The sequence below is a fragment of the Arthrobacter horti genome (genome assembly GCF_030731045.1).
Lineage (GTDB): Bacteria > Actinomycetota > Actinomycetes > Actinomycetales > Micrococcaceae > Arthrobacter_E > Arthrobacter_E nanjingensis.
Genome location: NZ_JAVALS010000003.1, coordinates 305,089 through 324,442 on the forward strand (window position 1 = coordinate 305,089; position 19,354 = coordinate 324,442).

Below are 19,354 nucleotides of genomic sequence, written 5' to 3' on the forward strand. Positions count from 1 at the left end.
GGTGAGCGTGGGAGGGGTGCGCGGGCACATCCGCCCGCTGGACCGCATCGAACTGCGCGGCGTCACCGCCACCGGCTACCACGGGGTGTTCGACTTCGAGCGCCGCGAGGGCCAGCCGTTCGTGGTGGACCTGGTCATGCACCGCGACTTCACCCGGGCCGCCGCGAGCGACGACGTGGCGGACACCGCCCACTACGGGCTTGTGGCGGAGGCCGTCACGGCCGTCATCGAGGGCCCGCCCGTGAACCTGATCGAGAAGCTTGCGGTCATGATCGCCCGCGCCGTCCTGGAAGGATTCGACGTGACCAGCGTGGAGGTGACCGTGCACAAGCCCAAGGCGCCCATCGAGGTGCCGTTCGGCGACGTCGCCGTCGTCGTCTCCCGCAGCCGCGAGGACTTCCCGGGGCTCGGGACAACCGGCTTCGGGGGAGGCGCCTCATGAGCACCACGCGTGTGATCCTGGCCCTCGGCAGCAACCTCGGTGAGCGTCAGGGCATCCTGTCCGCCGCCGTCGCCGATCTGGTGAACCACCCGAAGGTCCACCTGGTGGACATTTCGCCCATCATCCAGACCAAATCGGTGGGTGGCCCGGAGGATTCCCCCGACTACCTGAACATGGTCATGGCCGTGGACACCGAGCTGACGCCGCTGGAACTCCTGGCGCACTGCCAGGCCGTGGAGCGGATGCACCACCGGGTGCGGGAGGTCCGCTGGGGCCCGCGCACCCTGGACGTGGACGTGATCGTGTTCGGCGAGCTCCGCAGCGACGACCCGGCCCTCACCCTGCCGCATCCGCGCGCCGCGGAACGTGCCTTCGTGCTGGTCCCGTGGGCCGCCATGGACCCCACGGCCGAGCTGAACGGCACACCGGTCAAGGAACTGGCCATCGCCGCAGCGGACTACCCGGACGCCGAAGAACTCGACGAGTACTGACATGCGTCTCATGCGTCCTGGCCGGCTGGTGGCCCTCGGCGTCATCTTCCTGGTGATCGGCTATCTGATGTCCGTGATCTCGCAGCGGTACAGCCTGGCGGTCCCGGTCCTGCCGGTCAGCGCCCTGTTCAGCATGCTGGCCATGTCCGCGCTGATCTTCGCTTTCGGCTGGCGGGTGCACCGCTGGAAGACGGCCAAGGTCAAGAAGCACCTGGACCCCATCGTGGCGGCCCGCACGCTGGTGCTGGCGCAGGCCGGCGCCTACGCGGGCACGGTCCTGTTCGGCTGGCACCTGGGCATCGTCCTGGAGCAGCTGCAGTACCTGGAATACTCCAGCGCCGTGGATCATGTGGTGAATGGCGCCATCATGTGCGGCGGCGGCGCGGTCATGCTGGCGGTGGGCCTGATCGTGGAACGTTTCTGCCGGATCCCCCCGGAGGACGACGGCACGGAAGGAAAGCGCGACGAGCGCGGCAAGGGAACCGAGGGCGAATATGCGTGAGCAGTTGGGCGGACCGTCCGGATCCGCACCCCGGGCCGGCAGGCTGCGCGTCGGCGTGATCGGCGCCGGCAAGGTCGGCGCCGTGCTGGGCGCCGCCCTGCGGGCCGCGGAGCACGCAGTGACAGGCGTGACCGCCGTGTCCGAGGCCAGCCGCGAGCGGGCGGAGAACCTGCTGCCCGGCGTCCCGGTCCTGGAGGCCCGCGAGATCGTGGCCGGCTCGGATCTGGTGCTCCTGGCCGTCCCGGACGACGTCCTCTCCGAGCTCGTCGCGGGCCTGGCCTCCCTGGGCGCGTGGAAGCCCGGCCAACTGGTGGCCCACACCTCCGGACGCTACGGCGTGGGCGTCCTGGAGCCGGTCCGCGCGGCCGGAGCCATCCCTCTGTCCATCCACCCGGCCATGACGTTCACGGGCCTCAGCCTGGACCTGGGACGCCTGACGGACTGCGTCTTCGGCGTCACGGCCGACGCCCCCATGCTGCCGATCGCTCAGGCCCTGGTGATCGAGATGGGCGGCGAGCCCGTGGTGATCCCGGAGGAGCAGCGCGTTCTGTACCACGCGGCCCTGGCGCACGGCTCCAACCACCTGGTCACGCTCGCCTCCCAGGCGGCGCAGCTGCTCGCCGAGATCGGCGTCGCCGAGCCGGAACGGCTCCTGGCCCCCCTCCTGCGCGCCTCGCTGGACAACGCCCTGGCCTCCGGCGAGTCCGCCCTCACCGGCCCGGTCTCCCGCGGCGACGCCGGCACGGTCGCCTCCCACCGCGAGGCTCTGACCGGGCGGGACGCGCTGCTGCGGCAGGCTTCGGAGGACGACGGCGGACCGCGCCCCGGCGGCCACCTCGCCGGCGCCGGTGACGATATTCTGGAGTCCTACCTCGCCATGGCCCGGGCCACCTTGCAGCGCGCGGTCCGGCAGGACCGCCTCCGCGCGGAACAGGCCGCGGCCCTGGGCGACGTCCTGGGCTGAGCGCGGGGCCGGAACACAGAACTGAAGAACGAGAAGGACAGCAGCCATGGGCATCGAACTCATCACCACCACCGAGGGACTGCGCACCCGGCTGGCGGAGCTGTCCCAGGCGGAGCGGCTGAGGTCCGCAGGCTTCGTCCCCACCATGGGTGCCCTCCACTCCGGCCATGCCGCCCTGGCCCGCCGCGCCGCCGAGGAGAACGATCTGGCGCTGGCCAGCATCTTCGTGAACCCCCTCCAGTTCGGAGAGGCCGTGGACCTGGAGCGCTACCCGCGAACCCTGGACGCCGACCTGGAGCTCCTGGACGCCGCCGGTGTCCGCCTGGCCTTCGCGCCGAGCGTCGAGGAGATGTACCCCTACGGCGAACCCGGTGTCCGCGTGACCGCGGGGCCGCTCGCCGCCAAGTGGGAAGGTGCCTCCCGCCCCGGCCACTTCGACGGCGCCCTGACCGTGGTGGCCAAGCTCCTGCACCTGGCCCACGCCCCTGTGCCCGTGAACCGCGCCTACTTCGGCCAGAAGGACGCCCAGCAGCTCACCCTGGTGCAGCAGATGGTGGACGATCTGAACCTCGACGTCCAGATCGTCCCCGTGCCGATCGTGCGCGACGCGGACGGGCTGGCCCTGTCCAGCCGCAACCGTTTCCTCTCCGAGGCAGAGCGGGAGTCCGCGCTGGTCCTCTCCCGCGCCCTGCGCCTGCTGGAGGAGCGCGCCGCCGCCCACGAACCCCTGGACCTGGACTCCGCCGTGGCCCTGGTCCAGTCCGCTCCCGGTGTGGAGTTGGACTACTTCGAGGTGGTGGACCCCCGGACCCTGGAACCGCTGGCCGAGAACTGTGAGTTCACGCCGTTCCGTGGGGAGGGGCTGGCGATTGTTGCGGCGAAGGTAGGGCCGGTGCGGCTCATCGACAACGCCGTGCTGAGTTCTTGACGTTGGCGCCGTCGCTTTGACGGCTTTCCACGCGACTTAGACACGCATCTGCGCTCGTTCCTCGCTTCGATGCGCGATGCGTCGCTTTCGGAAAGCCGTCGGCGCGACGCCCTGTGGGTTCCGCGCGGCGTTGTTGGTGAGGCCTGGGGCGAAGGGTGCTTATCCCGGGGGTCTGTGCGTAAACTGAGAGTGTGCGTCTGATTGTGAACACACCGCTTTCTGCCTGAGCGGCCACCTGTGTGCGCCGGGATCCCCGGCTGACGGTGCCCGCTGTGCGGTGTGTGAGGCCCTGCCATGAGTGCGTCTGAGCACTCTCGTGTGCGCACGGGCCAGCCTTGTCCACCAACCCCTGTCAGGGGAGTGCCTGCCGTGCGGATCATCCGTTCAGGCCGTCCGGGATCAGAGGGAATCGGATGCCTCGTCGCGTTGTTTCCCGTGAACCACCAGCCGTGAACCATGCCACCGCGTGGGACCCGGACCCCGGCCCACCAGGCTCCCCGTCCATCCACTCGCTAGGACGTGACCATGACCCCCGAGACCCCTGTATCCCCCGGCGCGGCGCCAGAGGCGCCGATCGCCCCTGAGATCCTCGCCGGCGTGCCCGGCCCCGCACCCGCGGCGGAGGCCCCGGAGAAGTTGCCGCGCGACGTCGTCGTGATCATCAGCGTGCTGCTGGTGTCCACCTTCACCGTGTTCCTCAACGAGACCATCATGAATGTGGCCCTGCCGCGCCTCATGACCGCTCTGGACGTCTCCGAGAGCACCGTGCAGTGGCTCGCCACCGGCTTCATGCTGACCATGGCCGTGGTCATCCCCACCACCGGGTTCATCCTCGAACGGCTCAGCACCCGGCAGTCGTTCTTCCTGGCCATGGGCCTGTTCAGCACCGGGACGCTGATCGCCGCGGCCGCCCCCGGCTTCGGTGTCCTGCTCCTGGGCCGCGTGGTCCAGGCGTCCGGCACGGCCATCATGATGCCGCTGCTCATGACCACCATCCTGACCTTGGTCCCCATGAACAAGCGGGGCATGGTGATGGGCAACATCACCATCGCGATGTCCGTGGCGCCGGCGCTCGGGCCCACTGTGTCCGGGCTCATCCTGGAGCACTTCGAATGGCGCTTCATGTTCATCTTCGTCCTGCCGGTGGCCGCCCTGGCCCTCCTGGTGGGCGCGAAGTACCTGGGCAATGTGGGGGAGCAGGGGCGGCAGAGGCTGGACATGCTCTCCGTGCTGCTGACCATCCCCGCGTTCGGCGGCGTGGTCTACGGTCTCAGCCAGATCGGCGGCGGGCACGGCGGACAGAGCGGGCCGTCCGCTGGGGCCATTGCAGCCCTGGCCGTGGGAGTGATCGCCCTGGGCCTGTTCGTCTGGCGGCAGCTGGCCCTGCAGCGCACCGACGCCCCGCTTCTGGATCTCCGCGCTTTCAGCCACCGTATGTTCACGGTGTCCGTGCTCCTGCTGGTGGTGGCGATGGTGGCCCTGTTCGGCACCGTGATTCTGCTCCCGCTGTTCTTGCAGAAGGTCCTGGGTGCGGAGCCCCTGGTCACCGGCCTTGTCATGCTGCCGGGTGGCCTGGCGATGGGCCTCTCCGGCCCGTTCATCGGCCGCATGTACGACAAAGTGGGGCCGCGTCCGCTCACGGTGACCGGCTCCGTCCTCATGGTGCTGTGCCTGTGGCAGTTCTCCTTGATGAGCGCCTCCACTCCCATCTGGTGGGTGACGGTGATCCAGACGGTCCTGAACTTCTCCCTGGCCATGCTCTTCACCCCGGCGTTCACCAACGGCCTGAACCCGCTCCCGCCGCAGCTGTACTCGCACGGTTCCGCCATCCTGGGCACCCTGCAGCAGGTGGCGGGAGCGGCCGGCACAGCCCTGCTGGTCTCCCTGTTCGCGGCCGGCGTCGCGCTCCACGGTGACCTCATCGACGGCACGCGGATCGCGTTCCTGACGGCGGCCGGCGTGGCGGTCCTCGCCGTCGTCCTCTCCGCCATGATGCGCAAGGTGGAGGGACCCTCCCAGCACTGATGACGCCACCGGCGAGCCGCGTCCCCACCCACGGAAAATGTGCGGTGCGGGCCGCGGCTCGCCGTGTTTCCGGAGCGTCCCTGGGCGGGATGTTCAGATCTTCTGAGTAGCATTGGCCCGTCACACGCACTCCGGAGGGCGGCCTGCCCCCCAGGGCCTGGCCTGAGAACTGTGCCTACGAGGCCTGTCCCCAGGAGACCCCATGAAGAACGACCGCCGCGACAGTTTCGCCGCCAGCAAGGCGACTGACGCACCCGCATCACCCCCTCGTCTGCTGGCGAAGGGTGCTTCAGCACGCCATCCCCGCAGCGTCTACCTCCGCCGCCGTGTCATGGTCCTCACCGGGCTGCTGGTCACGGTGGCCGTGGTGCTGGCCGGGGTGTTCGTGGCCAGCACCTACTTCGGCCTGGAAGGCGACATCCGCCGCTCGAACGCCCTGGACGGCTCCAAGGGCCTGGACCAGGACACCAACATCCTCCTCATGGGCCTGGACAGCCGGCTCGACGAGAACGGCAAGCCGCTCTCCCAGGAGGAGTACGACGCGCTGCACGCCGGGGACTCCGGCATCGGCGGATACAACAGCAACGTCCTGATGCTCCTGCACATCCCCAAGGACGGCAGCACCGCCCAGATCGTGTCCATCCCGCGCGACGACTACGTGGACCTTCCGGGCCAGCCGGACGGCATGGACAAGGGCAAGATCAAAGAGGCGTACGGCTTCGCCATGGATCAGGCCATGAAGAAGTTCACCAACGATCCCCAGGGCCGCAGCCAGGACCAGATCTACCAGGACGCCCGCGACGAGGGCCGCAAGGAGGAGATCTCCACCGTGGAACAGTTCCTGAACGTCAAGGTGGACCACTTCGTGGAGGTCACCATGGCGGCGTTCCTCTCCGTGGCCGAGGCCGTGGCGCCCATCAAGGTCTGCCTCCAGCACGACACCTCGGATACCTTCTCCGGCGCCGACTTCAAGGCCGGTGTCCAGGAGATCAACGCCAAGCAGGCCGTGGCCTTCGTCCGCCAGCGCCGGGACACCTCCGGGTCCGGTTACGATCTGACAGACCTGGACCGCTCCCGCCGCCAGCAGGCGTTCATCACCTCCCTGGCCACGCAGCTCAAGCAGCAGGGCACGTTCACGGACCTGGGCAAGATCAACGGGATCGTGGGTGCGCTCAAGGACAAGATCGCCGTGGACCAGGGCCTGAACCTGGTGGACCTCGGCATGAAGGCCAAGCAGCTGGGCGCGAATCACGCGCGCTTCGTCACGCTGCCGATCCTCAGCTACGGCACCTCGGACACGGGCGAGTCCGTCAACCTGGTGGACCAGGACGCCGTGCGGAAGATGGCCGCCCGGGTGCTGGGCGGCGGACCGGTTGATGAGCCGACGACGGCGGCGCCCCCTGCCGCGGACGGCTCGGGTTCCGGTGGGCAGGGATCGGGTGGGCAGGGTTCCGCCGGCGCGGGCACCGTCGCTGCGCCCCCGCAGCAGGACCCTACCCAGCAGGACCCCGCCCAGCAGCAGCCCGCGGCGCCTGCACCCGCGCCGTCGTCGTCGGCTCCGGGCGGGAGCTACAACGCCGGCGACTGGAACACCACGCTCAGCGGCGGCGGGGTGCCCTGCGTGAAGTGACACCCTCCAGCCCCACGCGAACCGTCATTTAATCGCAGTCGTAGGCGCGAACACTGCGATTAAATGCACTCTCGGCGTGCGGATCGAGGCCGGAGCATCAGCCGGCGAAGAACTCGGCGAGCTGTTCGACCAGGCGGGCCGGGGCACGGTTCACGCCGTCGTGCCCCAGGCCCGGGACCACGCTGTAGGAGGAACCGGAGAGGACGTCATGCAGCCGTCCGCAGGCCACGCCGAAGTAGGCGGGGCTCTTCTCGCCCACCAGGATCAGCGTCTCCAGCGGCAACTCCAGGAACGGCTCGGCGGACATGTCCGCGGCGATCACGGCCTTGATCTCCCGGACGCCGTTGGGCAGCTGCTCGCGCAGCTCCTTGCCGAAGTCGGTGCCGGCCGTGAGCTTGTTGCCCAGCGTGAGCATGTGGAGCGGGATACGGGAGATGGGGCCGCGGGGTTCCAGCCCGCGCAGCACGATGGCGAGGGCCTTGTCCGTGTCCCCGGCGTCGTGGGCGGCCTGGTACTCGTCGATCCACGGGGCCTGCACGCTGCCGTCGATCGACACGGCCGGGTCGTAGACGGCCAGGTGGTCCACGGCGATGCTCCGCGCCGCGTGCAGCACCAGGGCGCCGCCGAAGCTGTGCCCGAAGATGTCCCGGGTGTCCGTGTGCTCCAGGACGGCCCGGAGGTCCGCGACGTCCTGCTCCAGCGAGTAGGAGTCGGTCTGCGGGGTCGAATCGCCCTGCCCGCGGCGGTTCAGGACGTGGATGGGACGCCTGAGCGCCTCGGAGAGGGCCTTGGCGAACTTGGCGTAGTCGGCGGCCGTCACCAGGGAGCCGATCACGACGACGACGCCGGGCGCGCCGGCCTCGGCGCCTTCCTCCGAGGTGAACAGCTCCAGCTCGGCACCGTCGGGGGTGCGGACCAACTCACGCTTCATCCCACGAGCCTATCCGAGTCGTCCGGATGCGTCATCGCCCCGCGGAGGTGCCGTGGACGTGGAACTCCGCCAGGGCGCTGACCAGCCGCTTTCCCACCGCGGGGACGGACCCGTGGACGCAGCGTGGCACGCGCCGCAGCGGTCCGGGGACCGCCGTGTGGAGCCGCTCCGCGGTGGCGCGGAAGTATGCGGGGCTCCGCGCGCCGTAGAAGATCGCGGTGTCCGTGGCCAGGTCCGCGAAGTCCGCGGCATGGGCCTCCTCCTCGAGCGCCGCCTTCAGCTCCCCGACCGCACTCGGCATCAGATCCGCGAACACGCGGTTGGCCTTCGTCCGGCTGAGCGCCGTGAACAGCAGCGCGAGGAGAGGTTCCGGCGCCCTGGCCAGGACCGTGCCCGGCAGCATGCCGCGCCGCATGCGGGCCAGTGCGCGGGGGACGTCGCCGTCGTTCACCGCCTGGGCGAAGGCGGGCAGCCAGTCCACCGGCGCGCTGCCGTCGATGTTGACGGCGGGGTCGTAGACGGACAGCCGCACGCCTTCCAGTGCCGGGCCCAGATGCCTGGCCGTGTTCAGCGCCACGGCACCGCCGAGCGAATGCCCCAGCACGTGCCGGGCACCGGTGTGCTCCAGGACCGCCAGCAGATCCGCGACCTCGGTGTCCATCCCGTAGTCCGGCCCCTGCTCCGGCGAGCCGCCGCGCCCCCGCCGGTCGTAGACGTGCACTGCCCATCCGCCGTCGTCCTCCGCATTCAGTGCCGCGACGAACGCCTGCGCGAACGGCCGGTAGAGCGCCGCAGTGAGGAAGGCGCCGCCGACGACGACGAGGCCGCGTCCCGCGTCCGGCTCGCCGTAGCTGTCCATCGCCAGAGTCAGGCCGTCGGAGGTGGGCACGCGGCTCTCCCTGCGCGGAACCTGAAAAGCCTCCGTGAACTTCATGGTGCCCATTGAACCAAGGGATTGACATTCCGGGCGTCCCGTAAACTAGAGGACTGTGACTGCAGAAAACCCCACCACTCCCGAGGCCTCCGACAGCAACGAGCAGATGCGCGTCCGCAAGGAGAAGCGCCAGAAGCTGCTCGAGCTCGGCATGGAGGCCTACCCGGTGGGCGTTGAGCGCACCCACTCCCTCGTGGAGATCCGCGAGAAGTACGCGCACCTGGAAGCCGATGAGACCACCGGCGACGTGGTGGGCGTGACCGGCCGCGTCGTCTTCGTCCGCAACACCGGCAAGCTCTGTTTCGCCACCCTCCAGGATGGCGAGGGCACCCGCCTGCAGGCCATGCTGAGCCTCGCCGTGGTCGGCGAGGAGGCCCTGGGCCAGTGGAAGGCGCTGGTGGACCTGGGCGACCACGTGTTCATCAAGGGTGAGGTCATCTCCTCCCGCCGCGGCGAGCTGTCCATCATGGCCGAGTCCTGGGCCATGGCTTCCAAGGCCCTGCGCCCGCTGCCCGTGCTGCACGCCGATCTCAATGAGGAGACCCGCGTCCGCCAGCGCTACGTGGACCTCCTGGTCCGCGAAGAGGCCCGCAAGATGGTCTACACCCGCGCCTCCGTGACCCGCTCCATCCGTGAGACGCTCAACCGCCACGGATATGTGGAGGTGGAGACCCCCATTCTGAACCTGGTGCACGGCGGCGCCGCGGCCCGCCCGTTTGAAACACACCTGAATGCCTTCGATCAGAAAATGACCCTGCGCATCGCCACGGAGCTTTATCTGAAGCGCGCCGTGGTGGGCGGCATTGAGCGTGTCTACGACATGGGCCGGGTCTTCCGCAATGAGGGTGTCGATTCCACGCACAGCCCCGAATTCACCACGCTGGAATGCTATGAGGCATGGGCGGATCAGTTCGTCATGGCCCAGCGCATGAAAGAGATCATTCTGGACGCGGCCGATTCCATCGGAGCCGGCCGCGTGATCCAGACCGAAGCCGGGGAAATCAACCTCGACGGCGAATGGGCCTGGGTTGCGGTATACCCCGGACTCTCCGAAGCGGTCGGCCAGGAAATCACCCCGGACACCACGGCGGAGGAGCTCCGGGCTCTGGCCGAGAAGCACGAGGTCAAGGTGGACCCGGCTTGGGGCGCGGAGAAGCTGGTGGTTGAGCTCTTCGGCGAGATCGTGGAGCCCACGCTGCTGAACCCCACCTTCGTCTACGACTACCCGCCGTCCGCCCAGCCGCTGGCCCGTCAGCACCGTGAGGACGACCGGCTCATCGAGGCTTGGGACCTGATCATCGGCGGCATGGAGCGCGGCACCGCGTTCTCCGAGCTGATCGACCCCGTGATCCAGCGCGAGCGTCTCACCGAGCAGTCGCGGCTGGCCGCGGCCGGCGACGACGAGGCCATGCAGCTGGACGAGGACTTCCTCCGGGCCCTCGAGTACGGCGCCCCGCCCATGGGTGGCATCGGCCTGGGCGTGGATCGTCTGGTGATGCTGTTCACCGGCGCCGGCATCCGCGAGACCATCCTCTTCCCCCTGCTCAAGCCCGAGGTCAACTGACCATGGAATACATCGCCGTCATCCTTCCGTCCCTGGTGGTGGGCCTGCTTTTCTGGTTCGCCATTCGCGCCATCATGAACGCGGACCGTTCGGAGCGTGAAGCGCTGGCCAAGGCGGAGGAAGAACTCACGGCGGAGCCAAAGAATAGCGACGGCGAATCGCCGGATTCATCGGAGAATTCCACCGCCGGATAATTGAATAATTGACTCGCCGGTAATTCTTCTGCATACTTTACGCGGGGGCTCAGTCAAGCAGGCCTTTCGGGGTCTGTCACACGACCACACGATGGGAAGCATTCATCCATGGCACAGCGAGTCAAAATCATTCTGGTTGACGATGTCGACGGCGGAACCGCAGACGAAACCGTCCGTTTCGGACTGGACGGCAACAGCTATGAGATTGACCTCTCCGCAGAGAACGCGCAGAAATTCCGCGGCGCTCTCGAGGAATACCTCTCCGTTGCACGCCGCGTGACCGGTGGGGGCAAAGCTCCCAAGCGAGCTGCCGCCAAGAGCCAGGACACTGCGCAGATCCGCAAGTGGGCCCTGGACAACGGGTACAAGGTCAGCTCCCGTGGACGCGTCCACGCGGACATCATCGAGGCTTACCACAAGGCCATCAGCTAGCAGCTGTGACGCCGTAGCAGCTGCGCGCGCCAGCCGCAGCCACGGAAGGACCCGGTCGCACTGCGGCCGGGTCCTTTCCGTTAAGGGGTGATTCCCCCTCTGGCGAACACGCCCCACAAGGCCGGGCCACGCACGTAGCATCTAAATACGTCGTATCGAGGAGTGTGGCGAAATGTTTGAGAGATTCACGGATAGGGCACGCCGGGTAGTCGTCCTTGCACAGGAGGAAGCCCGCCTGCTCAATCACAACTACATCGGGACCGAGCACATCCTGCTGGGTCTCATCCACGAAGGGGACGGCATCGCCGCGAAGGCTCTCGAGTCCCTGGGAATCTCGCTCGACGCCGTCCGGGAGCAGGTTCAGGAGATCATCGGGCAGGGCCAGCAGGCCCCCTCGGGTCACATCCCCTTCACCCCCCGTGCCAAGAAGGTTCTGGAGCTGTCCCTGCGCGAGGCGCTGCAGCTGGGCCACAACTACATCGGCACGGAGCACATCCTGCTGGGCCTCATCCGTGAGGGTGAAGGCGTTGCGGCCCAGGTCCTGGTCAAGCTGGGCGCGGACCTCTCCAAGGTCCGCCAGCAGGTCAACCAGCTCCTGACCGGTTACCAGGGTGGCAAGGAAGCGGCAGGCGCCGGTGTCGGCCCGAGCCAGCAGGAAGGCACCCCGGCCGGTTCCGTGGTGCTGGACCAGTTCGGCCGCAACCTGACCCAGGCCGCGCGCGAGAACAAGCTGGACCCGGTGATCGGCCGCGAGCACGAGATGGAACGCGTCATGCAGATCCTCTCCCGGCGCACCAAGAACAACCCGGTCCTGATCGGTGAGCCCGGCGTCGGCAAGACCGCCGTCGTCGAGGGTCTCGCCCAGGCGATCGTCCGTGGAGACGTCCCGGAGACCATCAAGAACAAGCAGCTCTACACCCTGGACCTCGGGTCCCTGGTGGCCGGTTCCCGTTACCGCGGTGACTTCGAAGAGCGCCTGAAGAAGGTCCTCAAGGAGATCCGCACCCGGGGCGACATCATCCTGTTCATCGACGAGATCCACACCCTGGTGGGTGCGGGTGCCGCCGAGGGCGCGATCGACGCGGCCTCCATCCTGAAGCCCATGCTGGCCCGTGGTGAGCTGCAGACCATCGGCGCCACCACGCTGGATGAGTACCGCAAGCACATCGAGAAGGACGCCGCCCTGGAGCGCCGCTTCCAGCCGATCCAGGTGGCCGAGCCGAGCGTCGAGCACGCCATTCAGATCCTCAAGGGTCTGCGTGACCGCTACGAGGCGCACCACCGTGTGAGCATCACTGACGGCGCGCTCGAGGCCGCCGCGACGCTCGCTCAGCGCTACATCTCGGACCGCTTCCTGCCGGACAAGGCCATCGACCTGATCGACGAGGCCGGCGCTCGCCTGCGCATCCGCCGCATGACGCCGCCCGCCGAGCTGAAGGAGATGGACGTCGCCATCGAGGCCGTGCGCCGCGACAAGGAGTCGGCCATCGACGCCCAGGACTTCGAGGGTGCAGCGAGCCTGCGTGACCGCGAGCAGAAGCTGGTCTCCGAGCGTCACAAGAAGGAAGAGGACTGGCGCAACGGCGGTCCGGATGAGATCGCCGAGGTGGATGAGGAGCTCATCGCCGAGGTTCTGGCGAACTCCACCGGCATCCCGGTGTTCAAGCTGACCCAGGAGGAGTCCAGCCGTCTGCTCAAGATGGAGGACGAGCTGCACAAGCGTGTGGTGGGCCAGGACGACGCCATCAAGGCGCTCTCCCAGGCGATCCGCCGCACCCGTGCCGGCCTCAAGGACCCCAAGCGCCCGGGTGGCTCGTTCATCTTCGCCGGCCCCACCGGCGTCGGCAAGACCGAGCTGGCCAAGGCCCTGGCCGAGTTCCTCTTCGGTGACGAGGACGCGCTCATCACGCTGGACATGTCCGAGTACTCGGAGAAGCACACCGTGTCCCGGCTGTTCGGTGCCCCTCCCGGCTACGTCGGCTACGAAGAGGGCGGCCAGCTGACCGAGAAGGTCCGCCGTCGTCCGTTCTCCGTGGTGCTGTTCGACGAGGTGGAGAAGGCTCACGCCGATCTCTTCAACTCCCTGCTGCAGATCCTGGAGGACGGCCGCCTGACCGACTCCCAGGGCCGCGTGGTGGACTTCAAGAACACGGTGATCATCATGACCACCAACCTCGGCACCCGGGACATCTCCAAGGGCGTCATGACGGGCTTCCAGTCCGGCACGGACACCAAGACCGGCTACGACCGCATGCGGGCCCGGGTCACGGAGGAGCTCAAGCAGCACTTCCGCCCCGAGTTCCTGAACCGTGTGGATGACGTGGTGGTGTTCCCGCAGCTGACGCAGGAGGAGATCATCGAGATCGTCGACCTGTTCGTCACCCGCCTGGAGGGCCGCCTGAAGGACAAGGACATGGGCATCGAGCTGACGCCCGCGGCCAAGGTCCTGCTGGCCACCCGCGGCTACGACCCGGCCATGGGCGCCCGCCCGTTGCGCCGGACCATCCAGCGCGAGATCGAGGATCAGCTGAGCGAGAAGATCCTCTTCGGGGACCTCAAGCCCGGTGACATCGTCCTGGTGGATGTGGACGGCGAAGGCGACGAGGCGAAGTTCACCTTCGCCGGGACCGCCAAGCCGGTGGTCCCGGAGCTCGCTCCGAGCTCCCACGGTCACGGCGAGGACAAGCCCGGCGAGCTGGGCCACGGCGTCGCCTGACGCTGAGCCGGCTGCACGCTGAGAAGGGCCGACGACGAGCCCAGCGGGCGAGGGCCCCGGGAATCGCGAAGCGATTTTCGGGAGCCCGCTGGGCGCAGGGGAGACCCGCCGTCGTCGGCCCTTTGTCATGTGCGCCTGCACTTCGCCGAAACAGTGGGTTTCCGCTGAAACAGTGTGGTTAACCCACTGTCTCAGCGGAAACCCACTGTTTCAGCGCCCGGGCAGGCGGGGTCAGCCCAGTGCGGGCAGGAGCTTCGGCGCGCGGGCGGCGAGGAAGACCCGCCACGGCCGGGCCAGGCCCCAGCGCCGTCCGGCGTCGGTGGCGGCGAGGCCGAAGAGCGCCGCAGCGTAGACGACGTGTTCGTCCAGGACCGGGTTGTTCTGCAGTGGCAGCGCGCTCAGCCACATGAGGGCGAGCAGCAGGCTGCCGCCCACGGCCGCGGCCCGCAGTGCGAAACCGCCGAGCAGGGTCACGCCGAGCCCCAGCAGGCCTCCCATGAACAGCACGTCCACCCACCACTGCCCGGCCAGGGAGCCGAGAGGCCCTGCGAGCCAGCCTTCCAGGTGGCCGAGGTAGCCCTTGGTGGGACTGGACCCGGCCAGAACGGACCGCGCCGCGGGGGTGGAGAATCCCAGGCCGAAGAGCTTGTCCAGGAAGGCCCAGGCGAACACGGCTCCCAGAAGGATCCGGAGGACGGCCAGGGCTGCGGCCGGGAGACGGTCCGACCCGGAGGCGGGGCGGGCCGTGTGGTGCAGAGGTGCGAGTGTCTCGGTGGTCATAAGGCTCCTTAGGTAATACTAAGTTAATTACGGCATGCATACATTATGTAATTAGCCGCCCCCTGCCAAGTCACGTGACGCACCGTGGCGCGATACCGGGCCTGGCCAGGCCCTACGATGGAGGAATGTCAGCGCCCGCCTTCACGCTCCGCCCCGCACGCACCTCTGACGTCCCGGGCATCAAGCGACTCGTGGCGCCCCTGGCGGAGAAACGCATCCTGATGGCCAAGGAGACCGTGGCCTACTACGAGGGCATCCAGGAGCTCCGCGTGGCCGAGACGCCGGAAGGCGAGCTCATCGGCTGCGGCGCCCTGCATGTCATGTGGGAGGATCTGGCGGAGATCCGCACCCTGGCCGCCGCGGACTCCTGGCGCGGGCACGGCATCGGCCACGCGATCGTGGAGCGTCTCCTGGAGGAGGCCCGTGCGCTCGGTGTCGGCCGGGTGTTCTGCCTGACGTTCGAGGTGGGGTTCTTCCAGCGCCACGGCTTCCAGGTCATGGAGGACCAGAGCACCGTGGACCAGACCGTCTACGCCGAGCTCCTGCGCTCCCACGATGAAGGCGTGGCCGAATTCCTGGACCTGGCTCGCGTGAAACCCAACACGCTCGGCAACACCCGGATGATCCGCACCCTCTGACGCACGTTCTCCCAGCTCCCTGTCATTCCGTCTGCCCGCGGTAGTAGCTTCGTAGCAGGTGGTCCGGAACCAGACAGGGAGTCCCATGAAGAAGCTCATCAATGACCCGCGCGCGGTGGTCGAGGAGACCATGGAGGGCTTCGGCCTGGCGCATGCCGATCTGGTGACCGTGAGCCTGGATCCGATGTATGTGGTGCGCAAGGACGCACCCGTGGTCACCAAGGTGGGTCTGGTCTCCGGCGGCGGCAGTGGGCACGAACCCCTGCACGCCGGGTATGTGGGGCGCGGAATGCTCGACGCCGCCGTGCCCGGCGCCGTGTTCACCAGTCCCACCCCGGATGCGGTCCTCCCGGCCACGCTGGCCGCGAATACGGGAGCGGGCGTGGTGCTGATCGTGAAGAACTACACAGGCGACGTGCTCAACTTCGAGACGGCCGCGGAGCTGGCACAGGCCGAGGGAGTGGATGTGCGCACCGTCCTGGTCAACGACGACGTCGCGGTGGAGGACTCGCTGTACACCGCCGGCCGGCGTGGTGTGGGCGGCACGGTGCTGGTGGAGAAGCTCGCCGGCGCCGCCGCGGAGCGGGGCGACTCACTGGATGCCGTGGAGGAGATCGCGAAGCGCGTGAACGCACACGTGCGGTCCATGGGCGTCGCTCTGACCGCCTGCACCGTGCCGCATGCCGGGGTCCCCAGCTTCGAGCTGGAGGAGGACGAGATCGAGATCGGCATCGGCATCCACGGTGAGCCGGGACGCCACCGCCTCAAGCTGGAGAGTGCGGACGCCATCACGGCCCGGCTCCTCTCGCCGATCCTGGCAGACCTCTTGCCCACCCCGGGACAGCGCCTGCTGCTGTTCGTCAACGGGATGGGCGGAACCCCGCAGAGCGAGCTGTACATCGTGTTTCGTGCCGCCACACAGATCCTGGAGGACGCCGGGCTGCAGGTGGAGCGCAGCCTGGTGGGCAACTACGTCACCGCTTTGGAGATGCAGGGCTGTTCCTTGACCGTCCTGGCATTGGATGACGAGATGATCGAACTCTGGGACGCGCCCGTCCACACCGCGGCCCTCCGCTGGGGCGTGTGACCATGGCTGCGACCCTGGGACTGGACTGGGCTCTCGACTGGCTGCACCGCGCGGGTGCGGTCCTCGCGGAGCAGCGGATGGCCCTGATCGAGCTGGACCGGGTCATCGGCGACGCCGACCACGGCGAGAACATGGAACGCGGTTTCACGGCGGCCCTGGCCAAGCTTGAGGCGGCCCCGCCGGCGACGCCCGGGGCGGCACTGAAGTCCGTCGCCATGACGCTCATGTCCACGGTGGGCGGCGCTGCGGGACCGTTGTACGGCACGGCGTTCCTGCGTGCTGCCACCGCCCTGGGAGACGCGGAGGAGCTGGACGACGCCGCGCTCCTGGCGATGCTCACGGCCGCCCGGGACGGGATCGTGGCGCGTGGCAAGGCCGATCCCGGGGACAAGACCATGATCGACGCCTGGACCCCCGCCGTGGATGCGGCGGGAGCCGCCGTCGGGCAGGGGCCGGCCGCTGTTCTGCGGGCCGCCGCCGACGCCGCGGCGCTGGGTGCCGAGGCCACCGAACCGCTCGTGGCGCGCAAGGGCCGGGCCAGCTACCTGGGTGAGCGCAGCGCCGGGCACCGTGACCCGGGCGCCCAGTCGACGTCGTTCATTCTGAGGGCGGCCGCCGACGCCGCCGGCAATGCTTGAATGGTGCCATGACAGTAGGAATCCTGGTGGTGTCTCACAGCGCGAAGATCGCCGAAGGGGCCTGTGAGCTGGGAGCACAGATGGCGCCCGACGTCCGGCTCGAAGCTGCGGGCGGCACCGACGACGGCCGGATCGGCACCAGCCTGGAGAAGGTCATGGCGGGCGTGGACGCCGCGAACACCGGCGACGGCGCGGTGATCCTCTGCGATCTGGGATCGGCAGTCATGGTGGCGGAGAGTGCGCTGGAGTTCCTGGGCGACCCGTCCGATGTGGCACTGGCCGACGCGCCACTCATCGAAGGCCTGGTGGCCGCCGCCGTGGCGGCCCAGGGCGGTGCGGGCGTTGCCGCGGTCAAGGCGGCCGCGGAGTCGGCCCTGGCGCTGCAGGTGCAGGCCCGCATCGACGGGACGGTCTTGCTCAACGGCGCCGGGGTGCGCAGCGCGAGCGGCCCGGAGCCGAGCCGGAGCGTGGGTGGCGTCATCGTGGAGGACTTCGAGGTGCTCAATCAGCTGGGCCTGCATGCCCGTCCGGCCGCCGTGCTGGCCGGATACCTGGGCGGCCTGGATGTGGCGGTGGACATCAACGGCGCCGACGGGCAGTCCGTCATGATGCTCATGACCCTGGCGGCCGCGCAGGGCAGCGTCCTGCATGTGAAGGCCAGCGGGCCGGACGCACGACGGGCCATGGACTTCATCGCCGAGCAGTGCCGGAGTGGTTTCGGGGAGCTCTGATCCGCTCAGAGAGTGAGGCCGGCGTCGCTTTCGCTGGCCAGGCCGTCCTTCAGCAGGCCGGCCAGGCAGCGCTCCCGCTGCTCGGCCGGGGCCTTGAGGCGGTGCAGGGCGTCCAGGTGGTGCAGAACGCCGCTGCCGCCCCAGCTCAGGTCCGGCGAACCGGTGCCGGCCGGTCCGTCCCAGCCGTCCGGCCTTTCCAGGAACAGCTCCCGCGGGACAGGAGTACCGGCTTCCCGGAGCACCGCCAGGATCGCCCCGCGCACCTGCCGGTCCGTGCCGTGCCACGCCTGGCCCCTGGGGGTGTACTCGGGCTCGGGCGAACCGGCGGCCAGCCAGGCGCACTGGGCCGCCACCGGACACTCCTCGCACTTGGGGGAGCGGGCCGTGCATACGAGCGCTCCGAGCTCCATGACCGCGGCGTTCCAGGTCACGGACTCGGCCCTGTCCTCCGGCAGCAGCTCCTCCGCCAGGCGCGCCTCCGCCGCGGTGAACGACGGCGCGGGCAGCGCCTTGCCGGAGAACAGCCGCGCGTGCACGCGGCGGATGTTCGTGTCCACCACGCTCTCCCTTCGCCCGAACGCGAAGGCGGCGATCGCCGCTGAGGTGTACGCGCCGACTCCCGGGAGCTCCTGGAGGGCCTCCCGCGTGTCCGGCACCGCGCCGTCGTGCTTCTCCACGATGGCGACGGCGGCCGCGTGCAGCCGCTGGGCGCGGCGCGGGTAGCCGAGGCGGCCCCAGGCCCGGACGGCCTCCGACGCCGGCTCGGCGGCGAGGTCCGCGGGGGTGGGCCAGCGGTTCATCCACGCTTCCCAGGCGGGCAGGACGCGGATGACGGGGGTCTGCTGGAGCATGAACTCGCTGATCATGATGCCCCAGGGGGTGCAGCCGCTGGAGTGGGGGAGCGCGGTGCGCCAGGGGAGGTCGCGGCCGTTGGCCAGGAACCAGTCCTCGATGAGGCGCGGGGCGAGGCGGCGGCTGGTGTCGGTGATCTCGGTGCTCATGGCGGAATCCACTGTAGCGGTGAGGCTGCGTGGGACGCCCGTCCGGATTCCTTAAGATGGACATCATGGCGACGGGACAGGGCAAAAGCACGGGCACGACTCGCAAGGCGAGTCCTGCCGTGTACCGGCGACGCCGGGTGGTGGTGCTCGGCGGGCTCCTGGTGGTCCTGGCCCTGGTGGCCTGGGGCTTCTTCGGCGTCGTGTCGCTCGTGAAGGGCGCCGGTAAGAGCGACGCCGCCGCCTCCCCGACCACGACGACGGCGGCCGCCTCGCCGACGTCGTTCGCTTCCGCGACGCCGTCCCCCACCTCCGCCACCCCGGTCTGCGATCTGGGGAAGATCAGGGTCACCGCCGGCACGGACAAGAAGGTCTACGGGCCGAAGGAGAACCCCGTCCTGACGCTCAAGGTCACCAACGACGGGACCGTGGCGTGCCCGGTCAACGTGGGCACCTCCCAGATGGAGTTCCTGATCTCCAGCGGTCAGGACCGCGTATTCAGCTCACAGGACTGCGCGGACAAGCCCACCGATCTGACCAAGACCCTGGCGCCCGGCGCCAGTGAGACTGCCAATTTCGTGTGGCAGCGCAACCGCTCCGTGGAGGGCTGCAAGGTGGTCTCCGCGGTGCCAGGCGCCGGCGGGGCCACATACGTCTTCCAGGCCACCCTGGGCCAGGTGACCAGCCCGAAGGCGATCTTCCAGCTGGGGTGATCCCCACGCACTCCCA

The 19,354-nt window shown here is 69.0% G+C and carries 20 protein-coding genes; 16 read left to right on the forward strand and 4 right to left on the reverse strand.

Going from position 1 to position 19,354, the window contains the following annotated elements; all coding sequences use genetic code 11:
• Positions 1-37: 37 nt before the first annotated feature.
• The 7 genes from folB to Q9R02_RS07540 all read left to right on the forward strand — a co-directional run bounded on the left by folB (position 38) and on the right by Q9R02_RS07540 (position 6,982).
• Entirely contained in the window at positions 38-442 is a 405-nt protein-coding gene (folB, locus tag Q9R02_RS07510; protein WP_305996097.1) for a dihydroneopterin aldolase, read from the forward strand.
• The gene (gene folK, locus Q9R02_RS07515) at positions 439-933 is read left to right on the forward strand and encodes a 2-amino-4-hydroxy-6-hydroxymethyldihydropteridine diphosphokinase (protein ID WP_305996034.1); all 495 of its coding nucleotides are present in this window, start codon (positions 439-441) and stop codon (positions 931-933) included. Before folB ends, folK begins: the two co-directional genes overlap by 4 nt.
• A gap of 1 nt (position 934) precedes the next feature.
• Complete coding sequence (locus Q9R02_RS07520) at positions 935-1,435, forward strand: DUF3180 domain-containing protein (protein WP_305996035.1); 501 nt, start codon at positions 935-937, stop codon at positions 1,433-1,435.
• Positions 1,428-2,399, forward strand: a complete 972-nt coding sequence (locus Q9R02_RS07525) for a Rossmann-like and DUF2520 domain-containing protein (RefSeq protein WP_305996036.1) — start codon at positions 1,428-1,430, stop codon at positions 2,397-2,399. Before Q9R02_RS07520 ends, Q9R02_RS07525 begins: the two co-directional genes overlap by 8 nt.
• A gap of 46 nt (positions 2,400-2,445) precedes the next feature.
• Positions 2,446-3,327, forward strand: coding sequence for a pantoate--beta-alanine ligase (gene panC / locus Q9R02_RS07530; RefSeq protein ID WP_305996037.1), 882 nt, complete (start codon positions 2,446-2,448; stop codon positions 3,325-3,327).
• Between the two features lie 525 nt (positions 3,328-3,852).
• Complete coding sequence (locus Q9R02_RS07535; protein ID WP_305996038.1) at positions 3,853-5,352, forward strand: MDR family MFS transporter; 1,500 nt, start codon at positions 3,853-3,855, stop codon at positions 5,350-5,352.
• A gap of 202 nt (positions 5,353-5,554) precedes the next feature.
• Positions 5,555-6,982 (forward strand): LCP family protein, encoded by a 1,428-nt coding sequence (locus Q9R02_RS07540; protein ID WP_305996039.1) that lies wholly within the window; start codon positions 5,555-5,557, stop codon positions 6,980-6,982.
• Positions 6,983-7,079: 97 nt separating this feature from the next.
• On the opposite strand, the gene Q9R02_RS07545 is transcribed toward Q9R02_RS07540, so the two are convergent.
• Both Q9R02_RS07545 and Q9R02_RS07550 read right to left on the reverse strand, forming a co-directional pair.
• On the reverse strand, positions 7,080-7,913 hold the full coding sequence (locus tag Q9R02_RS07545) for an alpha/beta fold hydrolase (RefSeq protein ID WP_305996040.1): 834 nt from the start codon (positions 7,911-7,913) through the stop codon (positions 7,080-7,082).
• Positions 7,914-7,944: 31 nt separating this feature from the next.
• Entirely contained in the window at positions 7,945-8,802 is an 858-nt protein-coding gene (locus tag Q9R02_RS07550; protein ID WP_305996041.1) for an alpha/beta hydrolase, read from the reverse strand.
• Positions 8,803-8,953: 151 nt separating this feature from the next.
• Here Q9R02_RS07550 and lysS point away from each other — a divergent pair, with 151 nt between their 5' ends.
• From lysS to Q9R02_RS07570, 4 genes are all read left to right on the forward strand, one after another.
• Entirely contained in the window at positions 8,954-10,411 is a 1,458-nt protein-coding gene (lysS, locus tag Q9R02_RS07555) for a lysine--tRNA ligase (RefSeq protein ID WP_425279235.1), read from the forward strand.
• Between the two features lie 2 nt (positions 10,412-10,413).
• Positions 10,414-10,605, forward strand: a complete 192-nt coding sequence (locus tag Q9R02_RS07560) for a hypothetical protein (RefSeq protein WP_305996043.1) — start codon at positions 10,414-10,416, stop codon at positions 10,603-10,605.
• Positions 10,606-10,713: 108 nt separating this feature from the next.
• On the forward strand, positions 10,714-11,037 hold the full coding sequence (locus Q9R02_RS07565; protein WP_305996044.1) for a histone-like nucleoid-structuring protein Lsr2: 324 nt from the start codon (positions 10,714-10,716) through the stop codon (positions 11,035-11,037).
• A gap of 172 nt (positions 11,038-11,209) precedes the next feature.
• The gene (locus Q9R02_RS07570) at positions 11,210-13,753 is read left to right on the forward strand and encodes an ATP-dependent Clp protease ATP-binding subunit (protein ID WP_305996045.1); all 2,544 of its coding nucleotides are present in this window, start codon (positions 11,210-11,212) and stop codon (positions 13,751-13,753) included.
• 231 nt (positions 13,754-13,984) lie between these two features.
• Here the strand turns inward: Q9R02_RS07570 and Q9R02_RS07575 are convergent, their stop codons facing one another.
• Entirely contained in the window at positions 13,985-14,533 is a 549-nt protein-coding gene (locus Q9R02_RS07575; RefSeq protein WP_305996046.1) for a hypothetical protein, read from the reverse strand.
• Between the two features lie 125 nt (positions 14,534-14,658).
• Here Q9R02_RS07575 and Q9R02_RS07580 point away from each other — a divergent pair, with 125 nt between their 5' ends.
• From Q9R02_RS07580 to dhaM, 4 genes are all read left to right on the forward strand, one after another.
• Positions 14,659-15,171, forward strand: a complete 513-nt coding sequence (locus tag Q9R02_RS07580; RefSeq protein ID WP_305996047.1) for an amino-acid N-acetyltransferase — start codon at positions 14,659-14,661, stop codon at positions 15,169-15,171.
• A gap of 85 nt (positions 15,172-15,256) precedes the next feature.
• Entirely contained in the window at positions 15,257-16,258 is a 1,002-nt protein-coding gene (gene dhaK / locus Q9R02_RS07585; RefSeq protein WP_305996048.1) for a dihydroxyacetone kinase subunit DhaK, read from the forward strand.
• A gap of 2 nt (positions 16,259-16,260) precedes the next feature.
• On the forward strand, positions 16,261-16,896 hold the full coding sequence (dhaL, locus tag Q9R02_RS07590; RefSeq protein ID WP_305996049.1) for a dihydroxyacetone kinase subunit DhaL: 636 nt from the start codon (positions 16,261-16,263) through the stop codon (positions 16,894-16,896).
• Positions 16,897-16,904: 8 nt separating this feature from the next.
• Entirely contained in the window at positions 16,905-17,627 is a 723-nt protein-coding gene (dhaM, locus tag Q9R02_RS07595) for a dihydroxyacetone kinase phosphoryl donor subunit DhaM (RefSeq protein WP_305996050.1), read from the forward strand.
• Between the two features lie 5 nt (positions 17,628-17,632).
• Here the strand turns inward: dhaM and Q9R02_RS07600 are convergent, their stop codons facing one another.
• Positions 17,633-18,628 carry an HhH-GPD family protein gene (locus tag Q9R02_RS07600; RefSeq protein WP_305996051.1) on the reverse strand — a complete coding sequence of 332 codons (996 nt, stop codon included), beginning with the start codon at positions 18,626-18,628 and terminating at the stop codon, positions 17,633-17,635.
• Between the two features lie 65 nt (positions 18,629-18,693).
• On the opposite strand from Q9R02_RS07600, the gene Q9R02_RS07605 reads away from it, so the two are divergent.
• Positions 18,694-19,338, forward strand: coding sequence for a hypothetical protein (locus tag Q9R02_RS07605; protein ID WP_305996052.1), 645 nt, complete (start codon positions 18,694-18,696; stop codon positions 19,336-19,338).
• Positions 19,339-19,354 lie beyond the last annotated feature (16 nt).